General features: G+C 62.1%; 9 protein-coding genes. 3 read left to right on the top strand and 6 right to left on the bottom strand.

Annotation, left to right across the window (positions count from 1 at the left end):
* Positions 1-47 precede the first annotated feature (47 nt).
* The 5 genes from FQ320_RS00230 to FQ320_RS00210 form a co-directional block, all read right to left on the bottom strand.
* On the bottom strand, positions 48-596 hold the full coding sequence (locus FQ320_RS00230) for an EF-hand domain-containing protein (RefSeq protein ID WP_148468871.1): 549 nt from the start codon (positions 594-596) through the stop codon (positions 48-50).
* Between the two features lie 217 nt (positions 597-813).
* Positions 814-2,325, bottom strand: coding sequence for an anthranilate synthase component I (gene trpE, locus FQ320_RS00225; protein WP_148468870.1), 1,512 nt, complete (start codon positions 2,323-2,325; stop codon positions 814-816).
* A gap of 11 nt (positions 2,326-2,336) precedes the next feature.
* Complete coding sequence (locus tag FQ320_RS00220; RefSeq protein ID WP_187393722.1) at positions 2,337-4,187, bottom strand: peptidyl-prolyl cis-trans isomerase; 1,851 nt, start codon at positions 4,185-4,187, stop codon at positions 2,337-2,339.
* 170 nt (positions 4,188-4,357) lie between these two features.
* Positions 4,358-5,536, bottom strand: a complete 1,179-nt coding sequence (locus FQ320_RS00215) for an aminotransferase (RefSeq protein ID WP_148468866.1) — start codon at positions 5,534-5,536, stop codon at positions 4,358-4,360.
* A gap of 120 nt (positions 5,537-5,656) precedes the next feature.
* Positions 5,657-6,217 carry a YSC84-related protein gene (locus tag FQ320_RS00210; RefSeq protein ID WP_148468864.1) on the bottom strand — a complete coding sequence of 187 codons (561 nt, stop codon included), beginning with the start codon at positions 6,215-6,217 and terminating at the stop codon, positions 5,657-5,659.
* 183 nt (positions 6,218-6,400) lie between these two features.
* Between FQ320_RS00210 and FQ320_RS00205 the strand changes: the two genes are divergently transcribed.
* Positions 6,401-7,135, top strand: coding sequence for a Hint domain-containing protein (locus FQ320_RS00205; protein WP_187393721.1), 735 nt, complete (start codon positions 6,401-6,403; stop codon positions 7,133-7,135).
* Between the two features lie 98 nt (positions 7,136-7,233).
* Here the strand turns inward: FQ320_RS00205 and hemB are convergent, their stop codons facing one another.
* Positions 7,234-8,226: a porphobilinogen synthase gene (gene hemB, locus FQ320_RS00200; protein WP_148468861.1), complete on the bottom strand. Its 993-nt coding sequence runs from the start codon at positions 8,224-8,226 to the stop codon at positions 7,234-7,236.
* A gap of 211 nt (positions 8,227-8,437) precedes the next feature.
* Between hemB and FQ320_RS00195 the strand changes: the two genes are divergently transcribed.
* Positions 8,438-8,965 carry a component of SufBCD complex gene (locus tag FQ320_RS00195; protein WP_187393720.1) on the top strand — a complete coding sequence of 176 codons (528 nt, stop codon included), beginning with the start codon at positions 8,438-8,440 and terminating at the stop codon, positions 8,963-8,965.
* Positions 8,966-9,252: 287 nt separating this feature from the next.
* Positions 9,253-12,714 (top strand): transcription-repair coupling factor, encoded by a 3,462-nt coding sequence (mfd, locus tag FQ320_RS00190; protein ID WP_148468859.1) that lies wholly within the window; start codon positions 9,253-9,255, stop codon positions 12,712-12,714.
* The last annotated feature ends 2 nt before the right edge of the window (positions 12,715-12,716 follow it).

Here is a 12,716-nt window from a genome sequence, read left to right as displayed (position 1 = left end):
GTGATGGATGGCTGCGGGCGGTGCGATTTCCGCCCGCAGCCCTGCCTTCAGCGCTTCTTGAGGGTCAGGGCACCGTCGCCGTCGCGGTCCATACGATCCACGATGTTGTTCAGGTTGGTGTCGACTTCCGCGGCATCGATCTGGCCATTGCCATCAGCATCAAGCCGCTGGAACGCCCGCACCATCCGCGTGCGGGTGAATTCGCGGTACAGGGTATCGAATTCTTCGATGGTCAGCGCGCCGTCGCCCGAAGCGTCGGCACCGGTGATCTTGCCCGCGAGATAGCTGTCGATTTCGGCCCGGGTCACTGTTCCGTCATCGTCTGCATCAACCTCGGCAAACAGTGCGCCAAGGCCTTCGTGGCCCCCGAATCCGCCCATCATTCGCTGGCCACGATGGTGCTTTCCGGCGCGATCACCCCGATCGCCCTTTGCGGCGTGATCACCCCGGTCGCCCTTTGCGTGGACCTTGTTCATCGGCGCCTCTGTGGCACCGGGTTCTGCAACGGGCGCAGTCTGGGCAGTGGCGACCATGGCGCCCGACCCGAAAATGATTGAAACGAGAGCCGCTGCGGGCAGGATTTTACTGCTGGTCATTTTTCAGTCCTTTTCCTGATTGTTCCGGGAAACGAGATTGTTTCGACGAAACTGATCCAGACTGTGATCGCAGGGAATGGCCGTCAGCGCGATCCGGGCATTGTCGCCGAATGTCGCCGCCGGGGCTGTTGACACATATTGCGACAAAGTTTCCGCCGGTGCGATGTCAGGGCTTGCCGGGGCGCGTGATCCGCCGCCCTCGCAAGCCCCGCTCCGGTCAGCCGTTCGAATTGCCCGCAAAGCGCCCGGCATCTTCTGCTGCGCGCCGGATGGCATTCGATTTGTTGACGGTTTCGACATATTCGGACTCGGGGTCGCTGTCGTAAACCACGCCGCCACCGGCCTGAATGTACAGGATTTCGTCCTTCAGCACCGCTGTGCGCAGGGCGATGCACATGTCCATGTCGCCCCCGGCGCTGAAATATCCGACGCCGCCCGCATAGACGCCGCGCTTTTCTGGCTCCAGCTCGTCGATGATCTCCATCGCCCGCACCTTGGGCGCGCCGGAAACCGTCCCGGCTGGCAGCCCGGCGAGAAGTGCTGACAGCGCGTCATGCTCGGGTGCCAGTTCGCCCACCACGTTGGAAACGATGTGCATGACGTGGCTGTATTTCTCGACGATGAACTGTTCCGTAGGCCGGACAGTGCCGATCTTGGCGACACGGCCCACATCGTTGCGCCCGAGATCAAGCAACATCAGATGTTCGGCGCGTTCCTTTTCGTCGGATAGCAGATCGGCCTCATAGGCGCGGTCTTCTTCCGGGGTGGCACCGCGCGGACGGGTTCCGGCGATGGGTCGAATGGTGACTTCGCCATCGAACACCCGCACCAGAATCTCGGGCGATGCGCCGATCACCTGAAAATCGCCAAAGTTGAAGTGGAACATGAACGGCGAAGGGTTGGTGCGTCGCAACGACCGATAAAGCGCAAAGGGTGGCAGGGTGAAAGGCACCGACCACCGCTGTGACGGCACCACCTGAAAGATGTCGCCTTGCCGCACATACTCTTTGGCCTTTTCGACCGCCGCCAGATATCCCGCATGGGTAAAGTTCGATGTCAGTTCCGGTGCGGCCAGCTCTTCGCCGAAATCGCGGGATTCGCCGCGCGGACTGCGCTCCAGATCGCGGATCGCATCCATCACCCGCTCGGCCGCCTGCGCATAGGCGGCGCGGGCCGACAGACCGCCACCGGCCCAGGCAGGCGAAACCACCGTCACCTCGCCTTTGACCCCGTCCAGAACGGCCACGACCGAAGGGCGCAGCATTACCGCATCGGGCAGGTTCAGCGGATCGGGGTTCACATTGGGCAGGTGTTCGACCAGTCGGATCATGTCGTATCCGAGATACCCGAACAGCCCGGCAGCCGAGGCGGGCAGGGATTCAGGCAGAGCGATTCGCGATTCCGCGATCAAAGAACGCAGCGCGGTCAGCGGATCACCGTCGCAGGGGGTCCAGCCATCGGGATCGAACCGCGCCGAGCGATTGATCCGGCTGGTCGTTCCGTGACATTCCCAGATCAGATCCGGTTTCAACCCGATGATCGAATAGCGTCCGCGCACTTCGCCGCCCGTAACAGATTCCAGCAGGAAGCTGTCCTTCTTTGCCTCGCCCAGCTTCAGCATCAGCGAAACCGGCGTGTCGAGATCGGCGGCAAGGAGCGCATGCACCACCTGATTCTCTCCGGCCTCATATGCCTTGGCAAAATCTTCGTAACTGGGCGAAAGCTGCATGGTGGATGGCCTCAGGGGAATTGTGCGTGAACCGCGTTGATTGCGGTCTGGTTCATTTCGATTCCGGCTTGCCCCTGAATGGCGATGGTGAAGGCATCGACCATGTCCTGAGCATAGCTTTGCGCCGTCTGGGTCGCAAACCCGGCGCGGATCGTGACCGCTTCGGAGGACTCGATGTCGGGGGCTGTCACCGCGTCAAGCCGGACAAGCACCGCGCCGGTTTCGTCTTCGATCACCCGGGCCTCGCCCGGTTCCATGTCGAAGACGGTGGTGACCAGCGCCTCGGGCGTGTCCTCGATGAAGGTGTCACGCAGGGCATCGGTATGGGTTTCTGGCGCGACGGTACCGGCAAACATTCCTTCGCCACCCTCCACTGCGGTTTTCAATGCCTCGGCCTGAGCGGTCAGCGCCTTTGCAGTCTCGGCGTCCTCCCAGCCTTGGATCACCTGCACCTTTACCTCGTCGAACGGTTGCAGGGTGGGCGGTACGATTTCGTCCAGCCGCAATGCAAAGATGCCGCCATCGTCCAGATCGGTCACCTCGGGGAAATCACCGATCGCAGCAGCGGTGGCCGCCGTGCGGAACGCGAGATAACCGGCGATGGGTTCTTCGCTGGCATCCGACAACAGAACTTCGCCCAGCTCCAGCGGTGTGTCCTGCGCCACCTGTTCCAGTGTCGCGCCTCCGGCCAGCAGATCGTCAACCGGATCAATCTGCGCCTGCACCTCGCGGCGGGCGGCACCGTCGGCGAATTCGATCAACAGATCGTCGCGGGCTTCCTCATAGGTGACTTCTTGCGCCGCCAGTATGGCATTCACCCGGAACAGCGCCGGGCCCAGATCTGTGTCGGCCGGACCGGCAACACCGGGTTCGTCAAGCGCGAACACCGCATCCGCCGCCGAGCCAAGCTGTGCGCGCGACAGATCACCCAGATCGATATCGGCTGGTTTGAGACCGCGTTCGGTCACCAGATCGTCAAAGCTCACAGCGCCGTCATTCAGCCGCGCCAGTGCCGCCTCGGCATCCTCTTGCGTTCCAAACACCAGACGTTCGACCAGCCGCCGCTCGGGCTGAACGAATTCATCGATCCGTTCGTCATAGAGGGCGCGCAGGGCTTTCTCGTCGATCTCGACCATATCGGCCATCATGGTGGGCGTGACCCAAGCATAGGTGACGCGCCGCCGTTCGGGCAGGGTGAACATTTCGGGGTTGTCGGCATAGAACGCCTTGAGCGCCGCGTCGTCGGGCGCGGGCAGGGGCGTCGTCAGATCTTCGGGGCCGAACATGACATAGGTGAAATCGCGGCTTTCGCGGGCATAGGCGTAGAGGGTGTCGGTGAACTCGGCCGGAGTTTCGATCCCGGCCACCACCGCGCCCTGCAACAGGGTGCGTGCGGTTTCGGCGCGGATTGTCGTCTCGAACTCGGCGATCGTCTGGCCGTTCTGACGCAGCGCAAATTCATAGGATTCCCGGTCGAACTCTCCGGACAGACCCTGAAATGCGGGCACCCGCAGAACTTCGCGGCGCACGGCTTCGTCACCGACCGACAGGCCCAGCCGGTCTGCCTCGTTTTCCAGCGCGACGGTGGCCACCACCTGTTGCAATACGGCCTGGTCCAGCCCGAAGGACTGCATCTGTGCGAAGGTAAACCGTTGTCCGGTCTGCGCCTCAAGGGTCCGCAATTCTTGTTGCAGCGCGCGGGAATACCGGTCGATGCTGATCTCGGTGTCGCCGACGCTGCCGATGGTGCGGATCTGTCCGCCGAACCCGCCTGCGCCGAACCCTGCCAGCGCAACGACAAGCAACAGCAGGATCGCCCCCACCGCGATGTTGGAAAACATGCCTTTACCGCGTTTGGCCATGGGGCCCCCCGTTCTGTTCACCCCGCCGGATCGGGGCGTTGCCATCCCTATGACAGGACGCGCGAACGGGCAAGCGCCTGTGCGCCTTTCACCGATCAACCCGGACCTCTTTGGTGGTCAATTATTCCGAAGGGGCGCGTATGCGGTGATTGCCGCGCCCCTGACCGGTCTCAGTACTTCACTGTCTTTAGCCGATCGAACAGAGTTCCGATCCCGGCCCGGTCGATATTGGCAAACGCAATCCGCAATTGCCGCGCCCCGTCGGCATCGCCCTTGGGGGTGAACATCGTTCCGGGCAGCAACAGCACCCCGGCGTCCTTTACCAGTCGCTGCGCCAACACGTCCGAGGTCAGATCGAACGGGTGTTCGACATAGGCAAAAAAGGCACCGCACCCCAGCAAACGCCAACCCTCAAGCGCAGGAAACCCCTGTTCGATGGCCGCGCGCCGGTCCAGTATCTCGTCCCGTTCGCCTGCAAGCCACTGGCGCAGATTTGTCATGCCCCACAGTGCTGCATGCTGGCCCAACTGGTTCGGGCAGATCGTGACCGAATCTAGAAACTTTTCGACCTCGGCCAGACGCGCGGGGGATGCGGTCACCGCGCCCACCCTATGTCCGGTCAGGCGATAGGCCTTGGAGAACGAATAGAGCTGGATCAGAACCTCGTCCCAGTCGGGATCGGTAAACAGATCGTGGGGCGCACCGCTGCGGGAATCGAAATCGCGATAGGTTTCATCGACGATCAGCGACAGACCGCGCGACCGGGCCAGCGTGGCAAAGGCGCGGAGCGTTTCAGCCGGGTATTCCGCCCCGCCCGGGTTGTTCGGCGTGACCAGAACAATGGCCCGTGTGCGTGGAGTGATCAGCGCCGCGCAAGACTCGGCATCGGGGATCAACCCGTCACCCGTGGGCAGCGGCACGGCGCCGATACCGTTCATGTCCAGCCACATCTTGTGGTTGAAATACCAAGGCGTTGGCAGGATCACCTCGTCGCCGGTGGCGGCGAGCGTTGAAATGATCGCCGCGAATGCCTGATTGCAGCCCGAAGTGATGGCCACCTGTGCGGGTGCGATCTTGCCGCCATAGGCCGAGGTCCATTCCTTCGCCACGGCATCGCGCAATGCCGGCAGGCCCAGAACCGGGCCGTACAGGTGTGTTTCGGGCAGGTTGACGATCATGTCGGCCATGGCGGCGCGCATCTCGGCGGTGGGCGGGGCCGTGGGGGCCGCCTGCGAGACGTTGATCATCGGGCGATCGGGGGGGAATTCAACGCCGTCCAGCCATCGCCGCGCCTCCATCACCGGAGGCGGAAAGGTGGCGGCCATATTCGGGTTCAGGATCAGTGTCATCTGGCAAGCTCCGGTCGGGCAGGATTTTGCCCGACCCTAGAGCGCTGTCGCAGTCAATGAAAGTGGTCGATTAACGGGGCGAAACAGCCGCAATCGCCTGACGTGCCGCCGAAGCCCGGTTCAGGGAATGATACGGCTGTATTTGGTGCCTTTAACGGTCGCTCCGGCAATCAGTCCGGCTTGTCCGAAGATCACCGCGATCACTGGCGCAAGAGATGTGGTGGTGTCGGCAGACAGGTTGCCCGCCTGATCATTCACCGCATATTGCACATCTGCACCTGCCGACCATCCGGGCGAGTTGCGGAAATTATACAGCGAATCGTTGGTCATGAAGAACAACACATGGGCATATTGCTGTGCGCCGATCTGAAATCCGACGCTGGCCTGAGTGGCCGAGTAATAGTCGATGGTCGATCCCGCCACTTGCAAGGCACCGCGCCCGTAAGAGCCGCCAATTCCAAAACCGGCCTCGGTGACCAGCGGCATCACCAGAACGCCCGCCGCCTTGTCGCGCAGATCCTGCGTCGCCGGATAGGTGCGGTAGAGATGTTCGAGCGAACTCGAAACGCGCGCATCGATTGTTGCGGGGCCGCGACTGTTCAGACCGTTCGAACAGGCCGCCGTCAGAGCGGCGCCCGACGCCACGCCCGCAAGAACCATGCGGCGGGAATATATTTTCATGGGATGTGACCCTTTTACTGCCGGTTTACCTCGAATGACGGTCTGTCCCGACCGTTCGTGCGCATTTATATGCAGATATCGGTGCAATGTCACGGAATCATCCCGCACGGGCGGGAAATTGCCGAAATACCGGGCGGGAGTGAATTCGCATTTGCAGTAACCAAGTGGTCAGGAAACTCTGCAATGCTTGGCCCGGGGCGAAACGGTTCGGTCCTGCAACTGGGCTGTACCATGTCGGATACTAGTGATTCTCTGTCGTCGGACCCTCTGCCTGTCGCGCCGACTGCGGGTTGGCGGATGATGATCGACGTTCCCGGGGGGCGGCGGCGGATCGATCATTTGCGCCCCGGCGATCCCGTATCGGTTCAGGGCGGGCCACCCCTGCCGGTGATCTGGCACGGTATCGAACGGGTGCATTCAACCGCGACAGAGGGAACGGAGTCCGGCCCGGTACATAGTCAAACTGTTGGAGTGAATCTTCCGACCTCCGGTCATCTGCAGGGCTGTATCCGCATTGCTGGCCGCAGTGCGGATCTGTTCCTGGCGCCGCGCCGGTGTCTGGTGCTTGTCCTGAAATCGGGAGAAAGGGTGTTGGTCCGCGCGCGGCATCTGGCCCATGAAACCGCAATTGCCCGGATTGTGCCGGCGCCTGCGGACATCGTCCATCATCTGATCCTGCTGCAAAAGCATGCGATCATCACGGCCAATGGCGTCGCTCTGGAAAGTTTCTTCCCCGATCACGCGGCTCTCTCGCGGTTGGCTGTGGCTGAACAATCGGCATTGCGCGGGCTGATCGGCATCTGGGGGTCCGCAGACGGCTATGACTCACCCGTGCTGCGGGTTTTGTCGCGCACTGAACTTGCCGAAGCGGTGGCGCAGGGAGAGGTGACGTTGCCAGACGTCAGGCAGATCGGATGAATCCGCGGGCTTCTTTGCGTCATCCGCCGACCGGGGACTGGTCAGCAAAGTCGGATGTTGCTTATGGCCGGGCAGGGCCATTGTGCTGATCGCAGGCTTCAGCTTGGCAACAACCGCGCCATGGCCGGTGCGAAATAGGTCAGGATACCGTCGCAGCCCGCACGTTTGAACGCCGTCAGGGATTCGATCATCACCTGTTCCCCGTCAACCCACCCCTGTGCCGCAGCCGCCTGAATCATCGCGTATTCGCCGCTGACCTGATAGGCAAAGGTCGGCGCGCCAAACCGGTCTTTGACCGCGCGGCAGACATCAAGATAGGGCAGGCCGGGCTTTATCATCACCATGTCGGCCCCCTCGCTCAGATCACGCTCGACCAGACGCAGCGCCTCGGAGACATTGCCCGGATCCATCTGATACGTCTTCTTGTCCCCGGTCAGCGCGCCGGACGCGCCCACGGCATCGCGGAATGGGCCATAAAACCCGCTGGCGTATTTCGCGGCATAGGACATGATCGTGACGTTCTGGTGCCCGGCCCGTTCAAGCGCGTTGCGGATCGCGCCGATCCGCCCGTCCATCATATCGGAGGGGCCAAGAATGTCGGCGCCCGCGTCAGCCTGTGCCAGCGCCATCTTGACCAGCGCCTCGACCGATTCGTCGTTGACGATAACACCGTCGCGCACAATTCCGTCGTGGCCGTTGATATTATAGGGGTCAAGCGCGACGTCGGTCATCACCGCGATTTCCGGCACGGCCGCCTTGATCGCGCGGATCGCACGGTTCGACAGGTTGTCGGGGTTCCACGCCTCTTCGCACAATCGGGTTTTCAGCGATGGATCAGTATAGGGAAACAGGCAAATCGCGGGAATGCCCAGATCCGCCGCATCCCGCGCCGCCTTGACCACCAGATCCACCGACATGCGGGCAACGCCGGGCATCGACGCGACGTCCTCGCGCACACCCTCGCCATCGCGCAGGAAAACCGGCCAGATCAGATCGTGCACCGTCAGACGATGTTCGGCGGTCAGCGCACGCAGGGCGGCATGGGATTTCAGGCGGCGAAAGCGGGCGGCGGGATAGGCGGCTGTGGTCATGGCTGATCTCGTGGCTGTGTCCGGCCTTGGGTGGCACGGATGTCGCCCCGGCTCAAGTCCGATGCTGCTCTGATGCGGGCCTGATGTGAGGCTTTCGGGGCAAAGTTGCTGGAGGTTGCTGCGGCAGCGGCCAGACGGGTCTGTCATTGATCTCTGGTATTCGCAGGATTGCGCCTCTAGTGTCGCGGCGAATTTCAAGCAGGAGATGCCGGTGAATTGGTACTCGGTCGTCTTTGAACTGATCGACATGCGATCCTTCTCGAATCTTTGGTACTGGATCGCGCTGGCAACGGTTTGGTCCACCGCATCGCACTGGGTTTTGGGCGTGCCTTTCGACATGGTCACACGGGCGCGCCGCTTTGGCGGACAGGCTGAAACCGACCTTGATGCATTGGCGCAAATCAACGTCAACCGACTGTTAAATATCGCGCGGGTGTCCGGGCTGGGGCTGATATCGCTCGCTTCGATGGTGTTGACCGCACTGCTGACACTGGCGTTTTGGTACGGTGTCGAATTCGCTCAGGCGATTGTGCTGATGGCATTGCCGTTGACGGTGGTCTGGGCGTTGTCCGTGTCAGCGGCCAAGGCGATTGATGATCAGAGCGCCACGGGCGAGGCATTGCAGAAGCGCCTGACACGCCACCGTCTGTGGACGCAGCTGATCGGGATTGTTTCGATTTTCTTTACGGCGATGTGGGGCATGTACAAGAACCTTGACGTCGGGCCACTTGGGGGCTGAAACCGGTAAGTCAGGGGCCGAGCGGCCTCAGACAAATCCGCGTGATATCAAGACGCTTGCGCCCGGTGGCGTCAATCAGCGTTGCGATCTGCGGCTCTGGCCGTCGAAGGTCCTTGTTCAGCCAATAAGCCTTGCGGATCACGTCGCACTTGAATGATCGGCCTTGCCGATGCGAAGCGCGCGGCGGGCTTTTGGGCTGTGCCTCATCGGACGGAACCTCTGCCGATGGTGCGCCGGGGGCGGCTTTGTGGATTGACTGTGGCAGGCGGGCTGTTACCTGAGACGCCATGCAAACACCGGCCAGACCCGAAACCGCTCGTATCACCGTCTCAGGCGCCCCCGAAGGGTTCGACGCCCGTCTTCTGGCCGATGAACTGGCGAAATCCTCCGGTGCTGTCGTGCATGTGGCGCGCGATGACAAACGGATGGCGGCGATGCGCGCGGCGCTGGCGTTCTTTGCGCCGCAAGCGACGGTGATCACCTTTCCGGGGTGGGATTGCCTGCCCTATGACCGGGTGTCGCCCAACGCCGATATTTCGGCCACGCGGATGGCGACGCTGGCGGCGCTGGCGCATGGGATTCCGGGGCGGTTCATTCTGCTGACCACGCTTAATGCGGCAACCCAACGGGTGCCTGCCCGCGAAATCCTGCGCCAGGCGGCGTTTTCGGCCCGCGTGGGCAACCGCATCGACGAGGCCGGATTGCGCAATTTCCTTGTGCGCATGGGGTTCACCCAAGCGCCCACGGTGATGGAGCCGGGTGATTATGCCGTGCGGGGGGGGATCATCGATGTCTGGCCGCCGGGCGAAACCGGCCCCGTTCGGATGGATCTGTTCGGTGATGTTCTGGACGGCGCGCGACGGTTTGATCCGGCCACCCAGCGCACCACAGAAAAACTGTCGGTGATCGAACTGGCGCCTGTGTCCGAGGTGATCCTTGACGAGGCGGCGATCACCCGGTTCCGGCAGAATTACCGGATCGAGTTCGGCGCGGCGGGCACCGACGATCCTTTGTACGAAGCGGTCAGCGCCGGGCGCAAACACGCCGGGATCGAACATTGGCTGCCGTTCTTTCACGAGCGTCTGGAAACTCTGTTCGACTATCTGCCCGGTGCCACCATCACGCTGGACGATCAGACGACGGCGGCGCGGCTTTCCCGCTGGGACGGGATCGCCGACCAATACGACAACCGGCACGAGGCGCTGACCAACAAGAAGCGGGTAGATTCTGTCTATAAGCCCGCACCTCCGGGTCTGCTTTATCTCGACGATGCCGCTTGGGGTGCGGTCACTGCGGCCCACCGGGTGATCCAATATAACCCGCTGCCGCAGCCAACCGGACCCGGCGTGACCGATGCGGGCGGACGGATCGGGCGCAATTTCCTGTCCGAGCGGCAACAGGAAAGCATAAGCCTGTTCAAGACGTTGTCCGACCACATTAATCTGCGTGGCAAGACCGATCAGGTTGTCATCGCGTCTTATTCCGATGGTGCGCGTGAACGGCTGACCGGACTGCTGGAGGACGAAGGTCTGGGCGGCACGACGCCGATCACCGATCACCGCGATATCCCCGAGGGCCGGGGTGGTGTGTATCTGGTCGTCTGGGCTCTGGAGCACGGGTTCACCGCCAAGGGTATAACCGTCGTAAGCGAACAGGACGTTCTGGGCGACCGGTTGATCCGCAGCACGAAAAAACGCAAGCGCGCCGATAATTTCCTGACGGAAACGCAGTCGCTGTCGCCGGGTGATCTGATCGTTCATGTGGACCACGGTGTCGGGGTTTATCGCGGCCTTGAAGTGGTCAAGGCGCTGGGTGCCGATCACGAATGTATCCTGCTGGAGTATGCTGGCGGTGACCGGCTTTACCTGCCGGTGGAAAACATCGAACTGCTGTCGCGCTATGGCCACGAGGAAGGGCTGCTCGACAAACTTGGCGGCGGAGCGTGGCAGGCCAAGAAGGCCCGCCTGAAACAGCGGATCCGCGATATCGCCGACCGTCTGATCCGCGTGGCTGCCGAACGGATGCTGCGCAAAGCGCCGATCATGGAGCCGCCGGATGGCATGTGGGATGCGTTCTGCGCGCGTTTCCCCTATCAGGAAACTGACGATCAACAGTCGGCGATTGACGAAGTGCTCGGTGACCTTGCGGCGGGCATGCCGATGGACCGGCTGATCTGCGGCGATGTCGGTTTCGGCAAGACCGAGGTGGCGATGCGCGCCGCCTTTGTCGCGGCGCTGTCGGGGCATCAGGTGGCGATCATCGCCCCAACCACGTTGCTGGCACGCCAACATTTCAAGGGGTTCGCCGAACGGTTCCGGGGGTTCCCGGTCGAAGTGCGGCAGTTGTCGCGCTTTGTGTCGCAGCGCGACGCGGCGCTGACCCGTCAGGGCATCGCAGACGGAACCGTCGATATCGTGATCGGCACCCATGCGCTGCTGGCCAAATCGATCAATTTCCGAGATCTTGGCCTGCTGGTGATCGACGAGGAACAGCACTTTGGCGTCAACCACAAGGAGCGGTTGAAGCAGATGCGCACCGATGTGCATGTGCTGACCCTGACCGCGACGCCGATTCCGCGCACGCTGCAACTGTCGCTGACCGGGGTGCGCGATCTGTCGGTCATTGGCACGCCGCCGGTCGACCGGTTGTCGATCCGGACCTATGTATCCGAGTTCGACACGCTGACCCTGCGCGAGGCGTTGTTGCGCGAACACTATCGCGGCGGACAGAGCTTTGTTGTGGTGCCGCGCATCGCCGATCTGCCGGAGATGGAGCAGTTTTTGCGGGATCATGTGCCCGAGGTCAGTTTCGTCATCGCCAACGGCCAGATGGCTGCGGGCGAACTCGATGACCGGATGAACGCCTTTTACGACGGAAAATATGACGTGCTGCTGGCCACGACCATCGTCGAATCCGGCCTCGATATTCCAACCGCCAACACGATGATTGTGCACCGCGCTGACATGTTCGGGCTGGCGCAGCTTTACCAGATCCGCGGCCGGGTCGGGCGGTCAAAAACCCGCGCCTATGCTTATCTCACCACAAAACCCCGGGTGAAGTTGACGGCTGCGGCTGAAAAGCGGCTGAGGGTGCTCGGCAGTCTCGATACTCTGGGAGCCGGGTTTACACTGGCGTCACAGGATCTGGACATTCGTGGCGCGGGCAATCTGGTCGGCGAGGAACAGTCGGGTCAGGTGAGGGAAGTTGGCTATGAGTTGTACCAATCGATGCTGGAAGAGGCGATTGCCAAAATCCGGTCGGGCGATCTGGAGGGGCTGACCGACACAGACGGCCAATGGGCGCCACAGATCAACCTTGGTGTGCCGGTCCTGATCCCGGAAGAATATGTGCCGGATCTTGACGTGCGCCTTGGGCTGTACCGCCGTCTGTCGCATCTGACGACCAAGGTCGAATTGGAAGGTTTCGCCGCCGAGTTGATCGACCGGTTTGGGCCGCTGCCGAAAGAGGTGAACACGCTTCTTCTGGTCGTACGGATCAAGGCCGAGTGCAAACGCGCCGGGATCGCCCGGTTGGATGCCGGGCCCAAGGGCGCGACGATCCAGTTCCACAACGACAAATTCGCCAATCCGGCCGGTCTGGTAGAGTTCATAACTGCAGAGAAGGGCGAGGCGAAAGTGAAGAGCAACAAGATCGTCGTGCTGCGCGAATGGCAAAAGACCGGCGACAAGATCAAGGGCGCCTTTGGCATCGCTCAGGATCTTGCCCGTCATGCGCGCGCCGGAAAGTAATG

It is taken from the genome of Oceaniovalibus sp. ACAM 378 (genome assembly GCF_008085915.1).
In the GTDB taxonomy this organism is placed as follows: domain Bacteria; phylum Pseudomonadota; class Alphaproteobacteria; order Rhodobacterales; family Rhodobacteraceae; genus Oceaniglobus.
The sequence above is the reverse complement of the archived record's forward strand: the minus strand, read 5'-3'. Positions and strand labels throughout refer to the sequence as shown.